Source organism: Prochlorococcus sp. MIT 1201 (genome assembly GCF_047303415.1).
Taxonomy (GTDB): Bacteria; Cyanobacteriota; Cyanobacteriia; order PCC-6307; family Cyanobiaceae; genus Prochlorococcus; species Prochlorococcus marinus_D.
On record NZ_CP138947.1, the window covers coordinates 2,517,616 to 2,536,926 of the forward strand.

Here is a 19,311-nt window from a genome sequence, read left to right on the forward strand (position 1 = left end):
AGCGGCCAGCCTCAGTAGGCATGGTCCCCATGCTTAAGCTCCTGCTTCTTGGTGATCCCAATTACCGCAAGCTGAAGGGCCACTAGCCTGTCGTGTCCGATATCAATACTGCTGGAGTAGGAGATCGCCCCTCTCAGTGATGAGGATGACGCCGTCGTACGCCTGAGTTTCGTCGGCGTCTGGGCATGCGCTACTTCCACGTTCAGCTCTCGGGTCGCGGCCTGTATTTGTGACGGCGAACGATTGTTTGGCTCGATGTGATGTCGACTGGATGGGCAGGTGCATCGGAAGGGTGAGCTTGGACCTTTATGTCGTGATCTTGTGGTGTATTCAGCGGCTAATCCAGCTTGTTCTCCAGGGCCTCGATGGCACCAGGGTTGCATCCCATTGGGATGGTTGATGTTGAGGTCTTGGAAGCCGCAGGGAATTGAGCTGATCATCTGGTTGGTGATCGTTGGATGGTTGGTGTGCCGGCACTGAGGTCACACAGGCCAAATCCGTTGACAGCTTCATCCGCTGTTATGCGCAAGGCGCGGGCATCCACCACACGATGCAGAAAGTGGCCTGGACGGTCGCTCTGCCAGATCCCCCCTCCAACAAAATAAAGTCCTGGCAGTAGTCCGCGATTGAAATGGAAGGTCATGCTGAACGAGTCGCCTGCAGTACAAGGAGGCCCAGGATGATGCTGTCCTGTAATGCGCATGCCGGTTTGGTTGGCGATGTTGCAGGCCAGGCGTAGATCCTCAAGCGGTTTGGTGGCGCGGTAGTCAAAGCGCAGGCTGAAAGGTTGTCCCATCGGGATAAGATTGGCTTGCTTCCCCTCCAGATTGAGCACGTCTACGGCCTCAATGCGAATCCCAATCGCTTCGTAGTTCACGCTTGAGCTGGGCAGCAGTTGCCGATCTTGCTGCAGGTCGCCGGCCTCACACTCGTCGGCTTCACTGCGCGTTGTGTTGGCACCCCCATCACCATCCGTGAGTTGGCTCAGCAAGGTGTCCCATTCGTCTGCTGGTGCGTTGTTCAGCCGTTGATAGGTGCTGGTGACCAGCTTTGGAGAGCCGTGCAGTTTTAGCTGGCCGCTATTGAGGAGAAGAGCTTGGTCGCAGTGCTGCAGGATCTGGGGGCAGTTGTGGGTAACGAGCAGGATTGCTGTGCCCTCTTTTTTGAGGTGCTTCAGGTGGGCGTAGCATTTTTTTTGGAACATCTCATCGCCGACTGCCAGGGCTTCATCCACTACCAGAAGATCGGGCTCTACGTGTGCCTGAACGGAGAAGGCCAAGCGAACCGCCATCCCGCTTGAGTACGTTTTGACAGGTTGGTGAATGAAATCACCGATGCCGGCAAAGTCGAGGATTTCATCGAGTCGCGTATCGATTTCGCTCGTTGTCAACCCCAGCAGTGTTCCGTTGAGGTACACATTTTCGAGGCCGCTGAATTCTGGATTGAAGCCACTGCCCAATTCGAGCAGAGCGCCGATGCGGCCGTTCACCCAGACCTTGCCGGTGGTGGGTGTGAGAGTCCCGCAAATTAATTGCAGAAGAGTGCTCTTACCAGAGCCATTGCGCCCAACGACACCGAGCGTTTGCCCACGCTTCAGTTGAAAGCTGACGTCTTGCAACGCCCAAAATGGACGATAAAGCTGTTTTCGCTGCCCCCAGATCGCCTGAAGCAGGCGGTCTCGAGGATGGTCATAGATCGGATAGAGCTTCCCTAGCTGCTCGACCTCGAGGGCTAGATCAGAGCACATCGGCAAATCCATGGCGAGCTTTGCAGAAGAATCTGTAGCTGATTTCGCAAAGACCAAGCATCAGCAGAAAACCCAGTACGACGTAACTGGCACTGGGGGGAACGCCCTGCACCAGAACTCGCCGGGTTTGCTGTATTACCACGACCAGGGGGTTCAGTCCCATCAGTGTCTGCAAGGTAGGGGGCAGAGCAGACAGGGGGTAAAACACAGCGCTCATAAACATCAGCATGCTGACCACAACTCCCATGAGTTGGCCCAGGTCTCGCAAAAATACCCCTAGAGCCGACAGCAGCCAGCTCATGGCCAAACAGCCAAGCAGGAAGGGAAGCCAGACCATTGGCAGCAATAAAATGGTTAGAGGCACCCGATGAACCGCAATCAGCTCGAAAACCACCAGCACGATCGTGCTGGTTAAGGCATGGAATAGACCGGTCGACACAGAAACGGCACCAAGAGTTTCCAGTGGAAAAATCACTTTGGTTACGTAATTGACGTTCTTGAGAATCAGTGTCGGTGCCTGAGTGGCGCATTCGGCAAACAGGTTGAAGGTGATCAGCCCTGCGAATAGATTGATGGCGAATCCGAGGGGTCCGGCTTGTTCAAGATCGCCCCAACGGGCTTTGAACACTGTTGAGAACACAAAGGTGTACACCGCCAGCATCATCAGCGGGGTCAGCAGACTCCACCCCCAGCCCAGAATTGAACCGCGATAACGGCCGATCACCTCGCGTTCACTTAAGCGCCACCACAATTCGCGATGACGCAGAAGACTCCCAATAAAACTCAGTCCGCGGTGGGGATGTGATTTGGAGAGTTTGCTCTGAGCTTGGGGCATATTGCGCGTCAAGCCTCTTCACTATCACCAAGAAATTCAAGGATCTCTCGATCTTTCAGATTCTGGGACTTCCCAGGTTTTACCTCACTGATTGGTCGACCTGTGGTTACCGCTTTCAGGCATGCATGCAGTGAACTCACCTGGTTTTCAAGTTGATCGATTCGTTCCATCAGGTTGCGAATTACGTTGGCCTCTGCATCTGGCAGGGCGGAATGGGCCAAAGGGTTTATTCGTGCACCGCTCTGATGAATCACTCGCCCTGGGATGCCAACAACCGTGCAATCAGCGGCTACGTTGTGTACTACTACTGAGCCTGCACCTATCCTAGTATTCGCGCCTACCTGAATCGCTCCAAGGACTTTGGCGCCGGCGCCCACAACAACATTATGAGCAAGCGTTGGGTGACGCTTGCCACTTTCCTTGCCTGTTCCTCCTAGCGTTACTCCCTGATACAGCAGGCATTGATTACCGATCTCGGCTGTTTCGCCGATGACCACACCCATGCCGTGGTCAATGAATACTCCATGACCGATACGTGCTCCTGGATGAATTTCGATGCCAGTGAGGCTGCGGGTGAACTGGCTTAGCAGTCGAGGGAGCAGTGGCAAGCCTGAGTGCCAGAGCTTGTGGCTGATTCGATGAAGCATGAGGGCCTGCAAGCCCGGATAACACAGCAATATTTCCAGCAATCCGCGAGCAGCGGGATCGCGTTCCTTGACGATTGCCAGGTCTGCCCGAATGGTTGTCAGCATTGACACAGACTAGAAATGTTCAGCTGGCCAACAGGCCAATTTCCTTGCGCAATTGATCAATCGTGGCGGTGCTGAGATAGCTGTCTGCGCAGTGAAGTTGGGGCATACGTATCAATTGGGAACGGTTTTGGCGCAGGCTTTGCTCGACAAGGGGCAGGCTGGGGCGGTCGCAGAGCACGTGGCTGGCTGCTCGTAGTAGGGCTAGTAGGCGGCTGCCTACATCCGGTGTTGCTGTCATAAGCAGGAGTTCATTGCCGCGCATGCTGTGCAGGATGACTTCGGCAGCCCTCAGGATGCCAGGGCTGATGCTTACCAGTCCCACGCAGCTGCCGGGTCGCAACTCCTTAAGCATGGCGAACTCTTGGCGGAAGTCATTGAGGTCTACTGCGACGGCCCGAACTCCGTGGCGTTTAGCTAACTCTTCCAGCGGTTGCAGGAAATAGCGACTGGTTACCACAGTGCCGTTGCTTGAGCTTTCAAGAATGCTTTCCAGCTCCTCCATTGGTACCACTTCAACTGGAACATCAAGGTGGGGCTCCAGCTCTTCTGCAATCAGCATGGAGGCGCCAATATCCTCTCTGGGAGTGCTTACCAACACTCTCGCCCCGCAACGAAGTCGCCAGTCAATTTCGCGGGTTAATAGTTCTCGAGTCTGCTGGAGAGTACAACCAGCATTGAGCAGACCATCGACGCACTTGCGCACTTCCTGGTCAAGGTCAGGGTTGCCTCGATTGCGAATATGGGTAGGGGTTTTGATTTCGCGCGGCTTTTGCTGGTCGCGCACGTAGATACCTGAACCAGCCATGGCTTCGACGACCCCATCTGTTTCCAGCTGTCGATAGACCTTGCTGATCGTGTTGCGATGAAGGCCAGTTTGCATGGCTAACTGGCGAGTGCTGGGCAGTCTGTGGCCAGGTGGGTAATGACGTGCGGCGATTGCGAAACAAATTTGGTTGTAAAGCTGGGCCGAAGCCGGAATGTCGCTTTCCTGCTGAATATGGAATCGCACGCCGGTAGGACAGGTTGCAATGCGGCCACCTTAAAGAGCAGGATGCCTTCATGACAATCGCGCGTGTGTCCTGTGATGCTGTGACAGTTGACTGTGTCTTTGGCATGGCTGAGCTTGATAGTGGTTTGTTGTTGAGCTCATTTAGAGAATTCTCATCCAGGCCCGCCTTGCTGCTGCTCTCAGGTCGAATGTTTTGCCTGGCTGCAGACTGAGTCGAACATGTCTTTGGTCCGGATGACTCTCTGCCTGGCGAGATGTTTAGGCGGGCTACCCAGGCTTGTACTGGACACAGTAGGTTTTTGAAAAAGTGTTGTTGCTAAAGGGAATTCAGAGGGGTCGACCCCTCTGAATTGATAGACTAGAACACACTTAGTGGCTCAGGTTGCTCTCAAGGGCTAGAGCAGGTGGTTGAGTCCTCTGAAGTTAGGGATTTATTGATCCTTGTTGAGCTGTGTGTTGGCAGAAGCAGTGGCTCGAGGTGGGGCTGTGATGGTGCGAACCGCACGCGTAGGAATTTGCTTTTCCTTATCTGTTTTGATCAGCGGTGTTTTGCGCGGTGTAAGGAACATGATCATGTTCCGACCTTCACGCTTAGGAGCTTGCTGAATTTCGGCCTGTTCTTCCAGGTCTTTTGCCATACGTCGTAGCAGCGTTTCAGCAAGGGCAGTGTGCTGAATTTCCCGACCCCGGAAGATAACGGTGCACTTAACTTTGTCACCAGCCTTGAGGAATCGCACGGCTTGGCCGATGCGCACGTTGTAGTCGTGCTGATCGATTTTGTAGCGCATTTTGACTTCTTTGACTTCGGTCTGATGCGACTTCTTCTTGGCTTCCTTGGCTTTCTTCTCCTGCTCAAACTTGAATTTGCCGTAATCCATGATTCGGCAAACGGGTGGATCCGCTTTCTCGCTGACAAGCACCAGATCAAGTTCCCGATCTTTGGCTACATCAAGGGCTTCTTCCCTGTTAATCACCCCTAGCTGAGTTCCGTCTGCGTCAACGACCCTCAACTTGGGATAATTGATGCGGTCATTAATGTTGGGGAGCTCCCTGACGGGTGCGCGACGGTCAAAACGAGGACGTGGTGGCATTCAGTGAGATAAGGGAATAGAGCAGACGACAAGGAGACCAGAAGGTTTTATGTCTGCACCCTTCACCTTAGACCCGCTTGAATAAGTGATAGCGCTTCGCTCAGCGGTTCCTCACCTTTGAGCCAATAGGGGTGATGTTGTCTGCGGAACCATGTGCGCTGACGCTTGGCGAACTGCTGGGTACGACGTGTGGTCAGGGCGATGGCCTGTTCACGGTTGAGTTGCCCTTGAATTATTTGCAGAGCTTCTCGATAGCCAATGGTTTGCAGTAGAGGGAGATCGGCGCTGTAGCGCGAACAAAGTCTTTCGGTCTCTTCAATCAGGCCATTCGCATACAGCTGGCCGGTACGCAGCGCGATGCGGTCCCTTAGATCAGCAGGATCGAGTCCAAGTTCCAGTACACGCCAATTTGGAGGGATAGATCCTTGTTGAGCACTAATTGGTCGGCCAGTGGCGTAGAGCACTTCGAGAGCCCGCTGCGTGCGCATGGAATCGGCAGGTGCAATCCGTTTGGCAGCTGCTGGGTCTGCTTGGCGTAGCAGCGGGTGACAGATGGCCTGGCCGAGATGTTGGAGTTGTTGGCGTAATCCTGGTTGAGGTGCAACACCGGGTGGCCTTAGGCCTTTTATGAGCGATTTCAAATAGAGGCCGCTCCCTCCCACGAGCAAAGCCATCCTCGACTGGGCGATCGATTGAGTCACGGCGGCCATCGCAATGCTCTGGAATTCCTGCAGGGTGATCGGTTCATCTGGAGCACGCAGGTCTATCAGCTGATGCGCTACCTGCCTTTGTTGATCTGGTGTGGGCTTGGCAGTGCCCACATTCATATCGCGATATAGCTGGCGCGAGTCCACATTCAGTACCTCAAGCTGCAACTGCTTGGCCAGAGAAATGCCGAGAGAGGTTTTGCCACTGGCAGTAGGGCCCAGCACAACTACCACAAGAGGGGGTTTAGAAAGTTCAGCTGATTTGTTGTATTGGCTGTCGTTGGCCATGGACGATGGAAAGTTTCACTTTTGAAGAATGACTGATTAGAGAGTTCTTAACGAGGCTTTGCTGTGACAGCGTTCCGTTTGCATTTAATTGTTAGGTAATAACTTCAGGAGTGAGAGGAGATCTGTTGGTTAATGTTTAAAGTGAGTTACAAGTTAGATTTGTGTATTGATAGCGTCCCAATAAGAATTGCCTCTTTAGACTTGGGTCTACTAACTGTTTTTGATTAACAATCCTTGCCCAGTTGGTAACTCGAGGATTTTGAGATTCATGCCTGCTGCTATGGGATCCAGTATACGCTTTTGTGCCGAATAGCCCCACCATCCATAATCATCAAAGATGATGCATCCTCCTGGGCTGAGGTTTGGTAAAACTTTTTTTAGTGCTGCTTCTTCTGGGGCAGGATGGTTCATATCAATGTGTGCAAATGCGATCGTTTTTGGGAAGCCTTGCAGGAGCGAATCAGGTACAGGGCCTGGGATGATGTTGACCCAGGGCTGGTCTGAAAATCGTTCAACCACATCCTCGTACATTTTTGGGTTGTCATGGCCTGGCATGTGAGTATGTTCGTCGCCTTCTTTCCATTCAAATAAATCATACAGCCAATATTTCTTCCCTTTATTTTCGAAGTCAATTTTTTCTGTCACTCGCTTTGCAGTTGTACCTTTGTGGCAGCCAAGCTCGACGTAGTCTCCTGCAACACTTTGACAGTGCTCTGCAAAATAAAGTAGTATATAGAGGCGCCAAATGCAGCTTTTTTCAACATCGGTGGATTCACTACCAGCAAGTATTTGATAGAAATAATCCTCCCTCAAGAAAGAGATATTTCTATTCCATGTTATTAAATTGTCTGCTGAAAACATTGGGAGTCCCCCAGTGCTTTCTCTCAGAAGTTGAAGTGCTTGGTTGAATTTTTGCTGATCTCTAATATTGAAATGAACTCCGAACAGTTCTTTCTTTTCAATGGGTTGGCGAGAGTTGTTACTCATTTACTTTTTGCGCGAATTTCTTCTGGGATGTTGCCTGGGAAGGGCGCTGGCTCATCCTTGTTTTTTTCGACCGTGGTCGTAGGAATTTCATCGGAGTCCACGCCAAGGATTTTATCAGCGCCGTCTGGTTGTAACGTGATTGCAGCAGGAAGCCATGTTTTTAGATCGTTGATCAGCTCTTCTGAGCGGTTATAAACAGCGATTTTTGCTTCTCCAGGCGAGGTCAGCTCATTTTGGGTTTCTGTGAATAATCCAAAAGCTGCTTTCCTTCAGGAGAGAGTTGGCTGCTGCTTTGGAAGTCTTGAGTAGTGGCATGCCAGCGTCACGATGGGTTTCCCTTTGAAGTAAATGGTTTCTTAGAAGGCCTCTGCAAGCCTCTTGCGCCAGTGGTAAAATTTTCTAGCCAGGACGAGGTTTCTCGCCGATGAGGCCTCCTAGAACAACCCTTCCTGGCTGCGGATTTATTGAATGAGCGAAGACTCCAAGGTCCAGGCTGCCTATGGCGCCGAACAAATTCAGGTGCTGGAAGGGCTGGAGCCGGTTAGGAAGCGTCCGGGGATGTACATCGGCTCCACTGGGCCAAGGGGATTGCATCACCTTGTCTTTGAGGTTGTCGACAACTCTGTTGATGAGGCATTGGCCGGGCACTGTGATGAGATTCTCGTGGTGCTTGGACCAGATGGTTCCGCATCAATATCTGACAACGGCCGTGGCATTCCTACCGACGTTCATCCCCGGACAGGCAAGAGTGCCTTGGAAACGGTGCTCACCGTGCTTCATGCTGGCGGTAAGTTCGGCAGTGGCGGTTACAAAGTCTCTGGCGGCTTGCACGGAGTTGGTGTATCTGTCGTCAATGCCCTGAGTGAATGGGTGGAAGTGACGGTGCGGCGTCAAGCACAGGTGCATCGTCAGCGCTTTGAACGTGGGACTGCGATAGGTAGTCTTCGTTCCGAAGCCCAGCCTGCTTCAGAGAAAGGGCGCACAGGCACGAGCGTTTGTTTTAAGCCGGACGAAGAGATATTTACTGTTGGCATTGTTTTCGATTACGCCACCCTGTCTGCTCGTTTGCGTGAACTGGCTTATCTCAATGGTGGGGTGCGGATTGTTTTCCGCGATGAGCGTCAGTCTGTTTTAGATGCGGAAGGGGCTCCTCATGAGGAGGTTTATTTTTATGAGGGCGGTATCAAAGAATATGTCACCTATATGAACGAGGAAAAGGACGCTCTTCATCCCGAAATTATTTATGTGAATTCCGAAAAGGATAATGTGCAGGTTGAAGCAGCACTGCAATGGTGTGTTGATGCTTATTCAGACAGCATTCTCGGATTTGCTAATAATATTCGCACTGTAGATGGGGGTACTCATATTGAGGGGCTGAAGACAGTCCTTACCCGTACTCTCAATACGTTTGCCCGTAAGCGGGGCAAACGCAAGGAAGCCGATTCTAATCTTGCTGGAGAAAATATTCGTGAAGGACTTACGGCTGTTCTTTCTGTAAAGGTGCCCGATCCAGAATTCGAAGGGCAGACAAAAACCAAGTTGGGCAATACCGAAGTCCGCGGCATTGTCGACAGCTTGGTGGGTGAAGCATTGAGTCAGTACTTGGAATTTAATCCTGCGGTGATTGATCTTATTCTTGAGAAGGCCATTCAGGCATTCAATGCAGCTGAAGCTGCACGTCGTGCTCGAGAATTAGTGCGCCGCAAAAGCGTACTTGAGAGTTCTACGTTGCCAGGAAAACTGGCTGATTGTAGTTCTAGGGACCCTTCCGAATCAGAGATTTACATCGTGGAGGGCGACTCTGCTGGTGGTTCTGCAAAGCAGGGCCGAGATCGTCGCTTTCAAGCAATTCTTCCCTTGCGCGGTAAGATCCTAAATATTGAGAAAACAGATGATGCTAAAATATATAAAAATACGGAGATCCAGGCGCTGATTACTGCGCTTGGATTAGGTATCAAAGGAGAAGAATTTGATTCAAAAAATCTTAGATATCACCGTGTGGTGATCATGACTGATGCTGATGTTGATGGTGCTCATATTCGTACGCTGATACTTACATTTTTCTACCGCTACCAGAAAGAATTAGTTGAAGGTGGTTATATCTATATTGCGTGCCCTCCTCTTTATAAGGTTGAGCGAGGTAAGAACCATACCTATTGCTACAACGAGGCTGATTTACAGACGACACTTTCAGGCTTCCCGGAGAAGGCTAACTACACCATTCAGCGCTTTAAGGGTCTCGGCGAAATGATGCCAAAGCAGTTGTGGGAGACCACCATGGACCCTTCTGCCCGGATGATGAAGCGGGTGGAGGTTCAGGATGCATTAGAGGCTGATCGTATCTTCACAATTTTGATGGGCGACAAGGTTGCTCCCCGCCGGGAGTTCATTGAAACCCACAGCGCTGAGCTCGATATGGCAGCGTTAGATATCTGATGGGTGTTGTGCTCCGTTGGGGGTGGGTCCTAGGGGTGGCCTTGCTAGCTCCTGCAGCTTTGCCTGCTGGTGGTGGTGAGCGTCGCCAGCCAGAAATTCGTCGTTCTGATAGCTCAGGACCTTTGTTTGCTGGGACAAGCTGTGAATTGCGAGTTAGCCCTCTGGCTGTGGCTCCTAGTTTGCGAAGACTGGCCGTTGGCACCCCCTTGAATGTGCTCCGTCGTTGGCATGGCGACGATGGTAAGGACTGGCTGCAAGTACAGATCGCCTCGGGTAGCGGGGAGTGCTTGGCCGGGGTTGTGAGGCGTGGCTGGCTCAATGTCTGATCTGGCGTTGCCAGCATGGCAGGCTTCACTGGTAGCCATAGGTGCTGTGCCAGGAGCTTGGTTGCGCCTCAGAGTGGTGAACCACCTTGCGCCGATGGTGCCGAGGAAGCACTGGGGCACTTTTGCGGTGAACATGGTTGCTGCTTTCGCTCTTGGCTTGGTCTTGGCCTTGCAGGCCAAATGTGCACCAGCAAGTGGAGCATCGCCTTTGATCTTGTTGATTGGTGTGGGCTTCTTTGGCTCTCTCAGCACCTTTTCGACTTTTGCGGTAGAGGTGATCAATACCTTGCGAGAGCATCGCTGGAGTGAGGCCCTAGTGCTTGCTGTGGGCTCGATCTTGGGAGGTCTCTTGGCTGTAGCTGCAGGGGTTGGGCTGGCTAATGGCTAATACCACGCAACCCTTGCCCAATCAATGGAATGAGATGTGGCTGGTGGCTTTTGGGGCTGTGCCTGGGGCCTTGGTTCGCTGGCAGGTTCAGAACGACTTGCTGGTGAATGTAATTGGAGCTGCCATTTTGGGGTTGGTGGTTGGTTTGCCGTTCCGTCCAAGCCGTCTGTTGTTGCTGGGGGTGGGTTTCTGTGGTTCTCTCACCACTTTCAGCAGCTGGATGGTGGAATGCAGCACCATGATTTCTCAGGGAGCTTGGTTGTCAGCGCTGGGATTGATTGGTCTAACCATGGGCTTAGGTCTTGGTGTTGCAGCCCTTGGCTTTTTGATTGGTCGGCAGTTCAGGCCATCAGGGCTTGGTCGATAGCTGTTTTGAGCTCAGTGCTCTCAGGTTCCACGCCACTCTTGAAACGTTTGAGCACGGTGCCGTCCTTACCCACAAGAAACTTTTCGAAGTTCCAGGCCACATCTCCTGCTGGTTCAGTTTGATTGAGGGTGGTGTAGGGCTCGGTGGTTTTGCCCATGGCGTGCACCTTGTCAAACAATTCGAAGCTGGCGCCGTACGTGGTGGAACAGAAGCTCTTGATCTCCTCGAGGGTGCCGGGCTCCTGGGCGCCAAAGTCGTTGCAAGGAAAGCCCAGCACCTTTAGTCCCTGAGGGCCGTATGTGTCTTGCAGCGCCTGCAGGCCTTTGTATTGCTTGGTAAATCCACATCGGCTGGCCACATTCACGATTAACAGCACCGTACCGTTGTATTCGCTGAGGGATTTCTCAGCACCCTCTGGAGTGCGAACCACAATCTGGCTGATGTTGATGGCCATGGACATTTGGTTTTGTCTTCAAGACCCTAGCGAGGACCATACGCCATACAGTGTGCTCGCCTTGACGGCGGGCCGATGAACGAGGCAACGGGGGCAACCAGTCCGGAGGCGGCAGTGGTCAGCGGCTCTGACCTGGTGGACTTAGTGGCCCAGCAGCTGCAAGCGCTGTTGTCAGTAGGAAACTATGACGCAGTGAAGATGTTGCTTCAACCGGTACAACCGGTTGACATCGCTGAAGCCATTGGCATTTTGCCTCGTACCCTGCAGGCTCTGGCCTTCCGCTTGCTCAGCAAGGATGAGGCCATTGAGGTTTACGAATACCTAGAGCCTGCTGTCCAGCAGAGTCTGCTGGAACGCCTTCGCTCTGGTGAGGTGCTCGAGTTGGTGGAGGAGATGTCTCCAGATGACCGGGTGCGATTGTTTGATGAGCTGCCTGCCAAGGTGGTGAGACGATTGCTGGCAGAACTGAGCCCAGCAGAGCGACGAGTCACTGCTCAGTTGCTTGGTTACGAGCCTGAAACCGCTGGTCGGTTGATGACGACCGAGTTTATTGATCTCAAGGAATTTCACAGTGCAGCTCAGGCGCTCACGATCGTGAGGCGTCGAGCTCCTGACACGGAGACGATTTATAGCCTCTATGTGACTGATGGCGAGCGCCACCTGACCGGGATCCTTTCATTGCGAGATCTCGTGACTGCTGAGCCGGAGGCACGCATCGGGGATGTGATGACCCGCGATGTGGTGAATGTGCGCACCGACACAGATCAAGAGGAGGTGGCCCGAGCGATTCAGAGATACGATTTTTTGGCTGTCCCCGTTGTGGATCGAGAACAGCGATTGGTAGGGATTGTCACCGTCGATGATGTGATTGACGTGATTGAACAGGAGGCCACACGCGATCTTTATGCCGCTGGAGCTGTGCAGGCGGGGGATGAAGACGACTATTTCCAGAGCAATTTGTTGGTTGTTGCGCGCCGTCGAGTGGTGTGGCTGGCTGTATTGGTGGTAGCGAATGGCTTTACTAGTCAAGTGATTGCCATGAACGACGATGTGCTGAAGCATGTTGTGCTGTTGGCGGCGTTCATCCCGTTGTTGATCGGTACGGGCGGCAACGTTGGCGCTCAGAGTTCCACTGTGGTGATTCGAGGTCTTAGTACTCAGCGCATCGAGGCTCTTGGTCGCATGAAGGCGGTGTTGCGTGAGGCCATGGCGGGCGGGATTTTGGGTTTGTTGATGTTGCTTGTGGTTGTTCCCTTTGCTTGGTGGCGGGGTGAAAGTCTTCTTGTGGGTGCAGCAGTAGGGATCAGCCTGATGGCGATCACTACTCTGGCTGCTACGGCTGGGGCTGCTTTGCCTTTGTTGTTCGATCGAATGGGTCTGGATCCCGCCCTGATGTCGGCTCCCTTTATTACGACAGCAACTGATGTGGCTGGGGTCTTTATTTATTTACGGACAGCGGCTTGGCTGCTTCAGCAAACAAATGGCATAGCGTTCTAGGTATTTCTGCCTATGCACTCTGGCGAGGTGGGTTTCCCGTAGTGTCTTTTGGGTCGCTTGGAGAGTAAGGTTTACAAAACGCAATAGAGTTGTCGTGGTCGACTCCGCAGCCTCCAAATCCCTTGTTAAATCAGCGGTTGTGCCTGCTCGTCAGTTGCCCGCAGATGTCGACCTGGTGCGTTCATACCTGCGCGATATCGGTCGAGTGCCGCTGCTGAGCCATGAGCAGGAGATCACGTTGGGTCGTCAGGTGCAGGAGTTGATGTCTTTAGAGCAGCTTGAGTCTGAACTGGAAGGTAAAAAAGGTGAGCCAGCGAGTCGTCAAGAGCTAGCGAAGGCAGCTGGATTGAGTGCGTTGCAGCTCAAGAAGAAGTTGCAGAGCGGACGACGTGCGAAGGAGCGGATGGTGTCTGCGAACCTGCGCTTAGTGGTGAGTGTTGCCAAGAAGTACACCAAACGGAATATGGAGCTGCTTGATTTGATCCAAGAGGGAACGATCGGCTTGGTGAGGGGAGTAGAGAAGTTCGACCCAACCCGTGGCTACAAGTTTTCGACCTATGCGTATTGGTGGATTCGTCAGGGGATCACGCGTGCGATTGCGGAGAAGAGCCGGACGATCCGTCTGCCGATCCACATCACGGAGATGCTGAACAAGCTCAAGAAAGGCCAGCGAGAATTAAGTCAGGAGATGGGGCGCACGCCAACAGTGAGCGAACTTGCAGAGTTTGTGGAGTTGCCCGAGGAGGAGGTGAAGGATCTGATGTGCCGTGCCCGTCAGCCGATGAGTTTGGAGATGAAGGTGGGAGATGGGGATGAAACGGAGTTGCTTGAGTTGCTTGCAGGGGAAGAGGAGTTGCCGAGTGAGAAGGTGGAAGTGGATTGCATGAAAGGCGATTTACGTACCTTGCTAGAAAAGTTGCCCGAGCTGCAGGGTCGTGTGCTGCGGATGCGTTATGGAATCGACGGAGGCGAGCCGATGAACCTCACCGGGATTGGCCGCATCCTCGACATCAGTCGTGATCGTGTTCGCAATCTGGAGCGCCATGGACTTAATGGTCTGCGCCAGTTGAGTGAAACGGTTGAGGCCTATGCGGCTTGCTGAATGATTCGGAGAAGCAGTGGATTGACCTCTTCAGGAGCTTCGTCGTGGGGGCAATGCCCTGCACCATCGACCACTGCTAGGGAGCGGATACAAGGCAGCAACGCAGCCCAGCGACGGGCTTCCTGCAACGGTTCCCATGGATCGGCTGCCCCCCAGATCAGATCCACTGGCATGTTGAGATCAGCCATCAGTTCTGGCGCCAGGTAGTCGTCGAAGATGTTGATGAAACCGTGGAAGGCTTCTGCAGCACCTGGCCTATCGGCTGGTTTTTGCAGCATGCTCACCAAGGATCGATCGAGATTGTTGCCGCTGGGGTAGGCCTGCTTCAGCACTCGTTTGATCACCATCGGGTTTGCTGCGTTTCGGAAGAGACTGTTGCTTAGCCAGCGTTGCTGAACCAGGTTTTTTAGCCAGGGACGAGTCCAGCGCATCAGGCTGGGCTGTTCGTCTAATCGCTTGTCATCCAAGGTGCGCTGGGCGCAGTTGATCAGAACGACACCTTCGCAAGCCTCTTCGAGGAGCTGGGCGGCACGTAACGCAATCACGCCGCCGATTGAATTGCCCACAATGCGCACAGGGATCTGCACCACTTCACGGCAGAAGGCGGCGACCTGGGCTCCCCAGCCATCAAAGTCGTAGCAGAAATCGCCTTGATGGGGGGCTTCACCCCGCAGTCGTGCCCTTGGTTGGCTGCTGCCACCAAAGCCGAGGAGATCGATGGCGTAGCAGGGGCTTATTTGGGCCAACACCGATTGGTTATGGCGCCAATGCTCCTTGCAGGCTCCAAAGCCGTGGATGAGCAGCGTTGCTGAATTGGCATGATCTGCAGTGCCTGATCTGCTCCAAGCCACCTGCCAATCCTGCCAAGTCCAAATGTGATTTTCGGCGTTTGTCAAATCTGTGGTTCGCTGCTGAACCAGCGCTCCTCTAGATGCTTCACCACAACATAAAAGGGCGGTACCACTCCTAGAGACAGCACTGTGGCAACTACTAGGCCTCCAAAAATCACAGTGCCCAGTGATTGTTGGCTATGGGCACCAGCTCCATTGGCCACCACTAGAGGGAGGAAGCCGGCTAAGGCTGCAATAGCAGTCATCAGGATTGGCCGTAAGCGGGATTCGGCCGAGGCAATCACAGCATCACTCGGGGTCATGCCGCTGTTCAGATTTTGTTCGGCGACTTCCACAATCAGGATGCCGTTCTTCGCCGCCAGGCCGATGAGGGTCACCAGGCCAACCTGGGCATAGATGTTGAGGTCGATCGAGCGGATCGCTAGAAACGCCAACGCTCCAAGCATCGCTAATGGCACAGTCATCAGAATGATGACGGGTGTGACATAGCTCTCGTATTGGGCAGATAGCACCAGATAGACGATGAGCAGTCCGAGTCCGAAGACCATGATGCTTGCGCTGCCTGCAGATAACTGCAGTGCAGCCAATCCGGTGAAGGCGTAGCCGATGTTGGAGAAGTCTTGTTTTTGGAAGAGATTTTGAATGGCCTGTAATGCTTGGCCTGAACTTTTGCCGACGGCCTCCGCACCCTGAATGAGCACTGTGCGGTAGAGGTTGTAATGGCTGATGACTGGGGGTGCACTGCTCAGGTCTGCGGAGGCGAACTGTGAGACTTGTACAAGCTCGCCATCACGACTGCGCACGTAATAACTCAGGATGTCGTTAATGTCGTTACGTTGTTCGGCTGATGATTGCACATAGATGTTGCGGACTTGACCGTTTTCGTAGGTGAGGCCTGAATAGTTGCTGCCAGCCAGGGTGGCGATTGTGTTCATTGCCTCCTGATAGTCAACGTTTAAGGCTCCCATCACAGCTCGGTCGACTTGGAGTCCGAAGGCCGGAGCGCTGGGAATGAACTGGGTGTAAAGGCTGGAGAATTCGCTGCTCGCTTTACCGGCTTTGATCAGATCATTGGCAAGCCCATCCAGTTGGTTGAAGCTGTAGGACCCGTTGCTGAGATCATTGAACTGGAAGTAAAAACCTCCCTGGGATGAGAAGCCCGGGACAGCAGGAGGTTGGGCAGAAACCGCCATGGCACTACTGAGCTTCTCTAACTTGGCGTTAAGCCGATCGACGATGGCTGCTGCACTGTTGCTGTTGCCTTTGCGTTCATTGAGAGGCTTAAGGCCAAAAAAGAATGCACCCTGATCGGGGCTGGAGCCATTGAAACCGAAGCCACTCACAATTGCCGCTGCATCGATGTTCTTTTCGGTTTTGAGCAGCTCGGCAATTTGCTGTCCTGTTTGTTGGGTTTGGCTGAGTGAGGCGCCATTTTGAAGCTGGTAAAAACCCAATCCATAACCTTGGTCTTCTTCCGGGATGAAGGCAGAGGGAATGGCAGTGAAGGCGAAGGCAGTCAGCAGGATGCCACCAGCGAGACTGGCCAGGATTAAGCGGCGTTTGCTGATTAACGATTTGATCAGTTGCGCATAACGCTTTTGTAAATCATCGAAAAAACTGTTGAAACGACTAAAAATGAAAGGGAGGTTGCTGCTAGCTATGCCACCCAACACCACACCAAGTACGTAGGTCCAGCTGCCGAAAGCAGTTGCTGTGAAGCGACCAAAGGCCAATCCCACTAACACTCCTGCGAGGATCCAGCCCCAACCTTTGGGCTCTCGAGGCTTATCGCTACGTAGAATCAATCCTGACAACATTGGGGAGAAAGTTAGGGCGTTAAAGGCTGAGATCGCAATTGAGAAGGCAATGGTTAGGGCGAATTGCTTGTAGATGATGCCAATGCCACCTGGGTAGAAGGCCACTGGTACGAAGACGGCCATTAGGGCCAAAGCCGTGGCCACTAAGGCGCCAAATAGTTCTCCCATGCAGGCCAGTGCTGCCTGGCGAGGACGCATCCCCGATTCGATGTTTTTTGATACAGCTTCGATCACCACAATTGCATCATCGACCACCAATCCGGTAGCGAGGACTAGGCCAAGCAGGGTGAGTTGATTAATGGAGAAATCGAAGACTTTAAGGAAGGCAAAGGTGCCAATGAGAGAGATTGGGATAGCCAAGCTCGGAATGATTGTTGCTCGCCAGTTCTGCAGGAAAAGAAAGAGAATGAGCAGCACAAGGACAATTGCAAGTCCAAGGGCATCAACGACTCCTTCAACAGAGGATTCAATAAATTGGCCAATGTTGTAGATCTGCGACACGTTGACCCCTGGTGGAGCTGCGCTAGCAAACTGATCGATTACTTTCACGACGTCATTGGAAACGTCTAATGCGTTGCTATCAGGTGTCTGGTAGACAGCCAGTGTCATGGCTGGGTGCCCATTCACGTCGATTGCATCGGTTGTAAAAGTATTGGAGCCATAAATCACTTCGCCAATATCTTTTAGCAGCAAAAGATTGCCACTTGTAGTGCGACTAATGATGAGGTTGTTGAAGTCTTCAATGGAGACAAGATTGCCATTATTTTCAACCAGGATTGGGTATGTATAGGCTTGGTCTCCTGTTGCAGGAGGGCCACCTACAAGGCCTCCAATCGCTACGCTGTTCTGGCTTTGTATAGCATTGATGATGTCTTCGGCAGTTAGTTTGTTGGCTGCCAGCTTGTCGGGATTGATAAATAGCCAATAGGCTGGATTGGCTCCACCCAGCACGGCAACGTTGGCAACCCCTGGGACTCTGCCAAGGGGGTAATAGAGCTGCTCATAAATAAGGCCATTGAGGTAATTAGCGTCAAATTGACCTTGCGTTGAACCAACTTGGTAGGCCAGCAGTATGGATGGATTGCTTTGTTCAACGGAAACACCCGTTGCCTGAACCTGCTCCGGTAGCTGGGGCATGGCCAGGGAAACGCGGTTTTGCACATTGACTTGGTCGATATTGATATCAGTTGACTCATCGAAGTAGACATTGATTGTGCTTTGCCCCTCCATGTCACTGGTGGACGAGATGTAGTTAACGCCAGGAACACCGTTGATCTGTTGCTCTAACGGATTGGTGACAGCTTGTTCGGTGACTAGCGAATTTCCGCCGCCATAGTTTGCTGTGACTTGGATCAGAGGACTTGCGATATTTGGCAGGTTGGCGATTGGTAAGGAAGGGATTGCGATAATTCCTACCAGCACGATGAGGATGCTGCAGACTGTCGTCAGAACTGGCCTTTTGATGAAGTTGTCGGAGAACGCCATGCTTTATTCAGTTGCTTCCCTTCTTGGCAGCTTGTGTTGGCGCAATCTTCACGGCCATGCCGTTGCGCAGTAGTGCTGTGTTGCTTGAAACAACTTGCTCGCCTTTTTGCAGGCCTGATTTCAATGGGTAGAGGTTGTTTTGCAGTTGGCCCAGGGTGACAGCTCTTTGCAACACAATCGGCGTGCTATTAGGTAACGATTCCAGCTTCTTTTTGGTTGCTTCGGGTAATGAGCTTGATGCTTTGATTTTTGGGAGTGCTTTGCTTAGTGGTACAACAACGTAGACAAATGGTTGTTGGGCCTCCATAAATACCGCTTGAACAGGAACAGCAAGGCTTGTAAATTGGCCCGTTATTATCTGACTTTTGACAAATTGTCCAGTTTTTAACTTACCCGTGAGGTTGGGAAAGGCTGCTTTCACCATGAGTGTGTTTGGAGACTTATTTGTTCCATTCAGCTCGTAATAGGGCGAGATAAAGACAACGGAGCCCTGCCCTGTTAAAGGTGGTGTGGTTTGGGATGCAACCATCACCGTTTGCCCCAGTCGCACCTGGTTGGCTTGCGTTGCTGGGATCTGCATCATTGTCCACAGCATCGAATCGTCAACGATGCCTGTAATGGTTTGCCCTTTCTTCACGTAGTCGCCAAGTTTCACCTTGTCCAGATCGCCGATTAGGCCATTGATTGGTGCGCGTACGAATTTGTAGCCGAGGGTGGCTGCATCGGCTTTTGCCTGATCTCGCGACTGGATTGCCTGCACTGCATATTTGTCGCGAGTCTTGGCTGATGTTGCACCCTGCTGGTAGAGGAACTCATAACGCTCAGCATTGAGTTGGTCTTTCTTTGCTTCGGATTGGGCGGAGTCCAGGGCAGCACTTTGTTGCTCGTTGTCGAGCACCAGGATGGTTTGACCAGCTTTAACGCGTTGCCCATCCTTGGCGAGGATTTTGATCACTGTGCCGTCGGTCTGTGGTTTTAAGGTCACGTTTTTGGTCGACTCCAGCATGCTGACGGCACTGACCATTGGCGCAAAATTGGTTGAGGTGATTCGGGTTGCCTCAACCGTTATGAATTTGTGAGTAGCCTTATGGCTGCAGCTCGTCACCATCAAGACGGCCCCTAGCAGGGCAAAGGTGGTGGAGCTAGATGCCATCAGAACTTGCTTTTTCGCG

Annotated in this window: 18 protein-coding genes; 6 read left to right on the forward strand and 12 right to left on the reverse strand. The window is 52.6% G+C overall.

The window, feature by feature from the left end; genetic code table 11:
• Window positions 1-11: 11 nt before the first annotated feature.
• From SIB41_RS12155 to SIB41_RS12190, 8 genes are all read right to left on the reverse strand, one after another.
• Entirely contained in the window at window positions 12-440 is a 429-nt protein-coding gene (locus SIB41_RS12155; protein ID WP_413359300.1) for a hypothetical protein, read from the reverse strand.
• Window positions 437-1,759 carry an ABC transporter ATP-binding protein gene (locus SIB41_RS12160; protein WP_413359302.1) on the reverse strand — a complete coding sequence of 441 codons (1,323 nt, stop codon included), beginning with the start codon at window positions 1,757-1,759 and terminating at the stop codon, window positions 437-439. Before SIB41_RS12160 ends, SIB41_RS12155 begins: the two co-directional genes overlap by 4 nt.
• Window positions 1,737-2,582 (reverse strand): ABC transporter permease, encoded by an 846-nt coding sequence (locus SIB41_RS12165; RefSeq protein ID WP_413359304.1) that lies wholly within the window; start codon window positions 2,580-2,582, stop codon window positions 1,737-1,739. Before SIB41_RS12165 ends, SIB41_RS12160 begins: the two co-directional genes overlap by 23 nt.
• Before the next feature lie 8 nt (window positions 2,583-2,590).
• Window positions 2,591-3,334 carry a serine O-acetyltransferase gene (gene cysE, locus SIB41_RS12170; protein WP_413359306.1) on the reverse strand — a complete coding sequence of 248 codons (744 nt, stop codon included), beginning with the start codon at window positions 3,332-3,334 and terminating at the stop codon, window positions 2,591-2,593.
• A gap of 19 nt (window positions 3,335-3,353) precedes the next feature.
• On the reverse strand, window positions 3,354-4,343 hold the full coding sequence (locus SIB41_RS12175) for a GntR family transcriptional regulator (RefSeq protein WP_413359309.1): 990 nt from the start codon (window positions 4,341-4,343) through the stop codon (window positions 3,354-3,356).
• Between the two features lie 431 nt (window positions 4,344-4,774).
• Window positions 4,775-5,434 carry a translation initiation factor IF-3 gene (infC, locus tag SIB41_RS12180; RefSeq protein WP_413359311.1) on the reverse strand — a complete coding sequence of 220 codons (660 nt, stop codon included), beginning with the start codon at window positions 5,432-5,434 and terminating at the stop codon, window positions 4,775-4,777.
• A gap of 62 nt (window positions 5,435-5,496) precedes the next feature.
• On the reverse strand, window positions 5,497-6,429 hold the full coding sequence (gene miaA / locus SIB41_RS12185) for a tRNA (adenosine(37)-N6)-dimethylallyltransferase MiaA (protein WP_413359314.1): 933 nt from the start codon (window positions 6,427-6,429) through the stop codon (window positions 5,497-5,499).
• Between the two features lie 210 nt (window positions 6,430-6,639).
• On the reverse strand, window positions 6,640-7,416 hold the full coding sequence (locus SIB41_RS12190) for a class I SAM-dependent methyltransferase (protein ID WP_413359316.1): 777 nt from the start codon (window positions 7,414-7,416) through the stop codon (window positions 6,640-6,642).
• A gap of 468 nt (window positions 7,417-7,884) precedes the next feature.
• Between SIB41_RS12190 and gyrB the strand changes: the two genes are divergently transcribed.
• The 4 genes from gyrB to SIB41_RS12210 are packed head-to-tail and all read left to right on the forward strand — an operon-like array spanning window position 7,885 to window position 10,933.
• Entirely contained in the window at window positions 7,885-9,852 is a 1,968-nt protein-coding gene (gyrB, locus tag SIB41_RS12195) for a DNA topoisomerase (ATP-hydrolyzing) subunit B (RefSeq protein WP_413359319.1), read from the forward strand.
• Window positions 9,852-10,178: a hypothetical protein gene (locus SIB41_RS12200; protein WP_011824844.1), complete on the forward strand. Its 327-nt coding sequence runs from the start codon at window positions 9,852-9,854 to the stop codon at window positions 10,176-10,178. The genes gyrB and SIB41_RS12200 overlap by 1 nt, the downstream gene beginning before the upstream one ends.
• Window position 10,179: 1 nt before the next feature.
• A complete protein-coding gene (locus SIB41_RS12205; RefSeq protein ID WP_413361555.1) occupies window positions 10,180-10,566 on the forward strand; it encodes a fluoride efflux transporter FluC in 387 nt (128 codons plus the stop codon).
• On the forward strand, window positions 10,559-10,933 hold the full coding sequence (locus SIB41_RS12210; RefSeq protein WP_413359321.1) for a fluoride efflux transporter FluC: 375 nt from the start codon (window positions 10,559-10,561) through the stop codon (window positions 10,931-10,933). The genes SIB41_RS12205 and SIB41_RS12210 overlap by 8 nt, the downstream gene beginning before the upstream one ends.
• Here the strand turns inward: SIB41_RS12210 and SIB41_RS12215 are convergent.
• A complete protein-coding gene (locus tag SIB41_RS12215; protein ID WP_413359323.1) occupies window positions 10,908-11,387 on the reverse strand; it encodes a glutathione peroxidase in 480 nt (159 codons plus the stop codon). The genes SIB41_RS12210 and SIB41_RS12215 overlap by 26 nt on opposite strands.
• 75 nt (window positions 11,388-11,462) lie before the next feature.
• On the opposite strand from SIB41_RS12215, the gene mgtE reads away from it, so the two are divergent.
• Together mgtE and SIB41_RS12225 are read left to right on the forward strand one after the other, a co-directional pair.
• On the forward strand, window positions 11,463-12,884 hold the full coding sequence (gene mgtE, locus SIB41_RS12220) for a magnesium transporter (protein ID WP_413359326.1): 1,422 nt from the start codon (window positions 11,463-11,465) through the stop codon (window positions 12,882-12,884).
• A gap of 94 nt (window positions 12,885-12,978) precedes the next feature.
• Window positions 12,979-13,986 carry an RpoD/SigA family RNA polymerase sigma factor gene (locus SIB41_RS12225; protein WP_413359329.1) on the forward strand — a complete coding sequence of 336 codons (1,008 nt, stop codon included), beginning with the start codon at window positions 12,979-12,981 and terminating at the stop codon, window positions 13,984-13,986.
• On the opposite strand, the gene SIB41_RS12230 is transcribed toward SIB41_RS12225, so the two are convergent.
• The 3 genes from SIB41_RS12230 to SIB41_RS12240 are packed head-to-tail and all read right to left on the reverse strand — an operon-like array spanning window position 13,971 to window position 19,292.
• Window positions 13,971-14,882: an alpha/beta fold hydrolase gene (locus SIB41_RS12230; RefSeq protein ID WP_413359331.1), complete on the reverse strand. Its 912-nt coding sequence runs from the start codon at window positions 14,880-14,882 to the stop codon at window positions 13,971-13,973. The genes SIB41_RS12225 and SIB41_RS12230 overlap by 16 nt on opposite strands.
• Window positions 14,879-18,139 (reverse strand): efflux RND transporter permease subunit, encoded by a 3,261-nt coding sequence (locus SIB41_RS12235; protein ID WP_413359334.1) that lies wholly within the window; start codon window positions 18,137-18,139, stop codon window positions 14,879-14,881. The genes SIB41_RS12230 and SIB41_RS12235 overlap by 4 nt, the downstream gene beginning before the upstream one ends.
• Window positions 18,140-18,146: 7 nt before the next feature.
• A complete protein-coding gene (locus tag SIB41_RS12240) occupies window positions 18,147-19,292 on the reverse strand; it encodes an efflux RND transporter periplasmic adaptor subunit (protein WP_413359336.1) in 1,146 nt (381 codons plus the stop codon).
• Window positions 19,293-19,311 lie beyond the last annotated feature (19 nt).

Bases quoted from the DNA above. Each gene is read 5' to 3' on its own strand.
- SIB41_RS12155 (WP_413359300.1), bottom strand. From the start codon at position 440: ATGATCAGCTCAATTCCCTGCGGCTTCCAAGACCTCAACATCAACCAT.
- SIB41_RS12160 (WP_413359302.1), bottom strand. From the start codon at position 1,759: ATGGATTTGCCGATGTGCTCTGATCTAGCCCTCGAGGTCGAGCAGCTA.
- SIB41_RS12165 (WP_413359304.1), bottom strand. From the start codon at position 2,582: ATGCCCCAAGCTCAGAGCAAACTCTCCAAATCACATCCCCACCGCGGA.
- cysE (WP_413359306.1), bottom strand. From the start codon at position 3,334: ATGCTGACAACCATTCGGGCAGACCTGGCAATCGTCAAGGAACGCGAT.
- infC (WP_413359311.1), bottom strand. From the start codon at position 5,434: ATGCCACCACGTCCTCGTTTTGACCGTCGCGCACCCGTCAGGGAGCTC.
- miaA (WP_413359314.1), bottom strand. From the start codon at position 6,429: ATGGCCAACGACAGCCAATACAACAAATCAGCTGAACTTTCTAAACCC.
- SIB41_RS12190 (WP_413359316.1), bottom strand. From the start codon at position 7,416: ATGAGTAACAACTCTCGCCAACCCATTGAAAAGAAAGAACTGTTCGGA.
- gyrB (WP_413359319.1), top strand. From the start codon at position 7,885: ATGAGCGAAGACTCCAAGGTCCAGGCTGCCTATGGCGCCGAACAAATT.
- SIB41_RS12200 (WP_011824844.1), top strand. From the start codon at position 9,852: ATGGGTGTTGTGCTCCGTTGGGGGTGGGTCCTAGGGGTGGCCTTGCTA.
- SIB41_RS12210 (WP_413359321.1), top strand. From the start codon at position 10,559: ATGGCTAATACCACGCAACCCTTGCCCAATCAATGGAATGAGATGTGG.
- SIB41_RS12215 (WP_413359323.1), bottom strand. From the start codon at position 11,387: ATGGCCATCAACATCAGCCAGATTGTGGTTCGCACTCCAGAGGGTGCT.
- mgtE (WP_413359326.1), top strand. From the start codon at position 11,463: ATGAACGAGGCAACGGGGGCAACCAGTCCGGAGGCGGCAGTGGTCAGC.
- SIB41_RS12235 (WP_413359334.1), bottom strand. From the start codon at position 18,139: ATGGCGTTCTCCGACAACTTCATCAAAAGGCCAGTTCTGACGACAGTC.
- SIB41_RS12240 (WP_413359336.1), bottom strand. From the start codon at position 19,292: ATGGCATCTAGCTCCACCACCTTTGCCCTGCTAGGGGCCGTCTTGATG.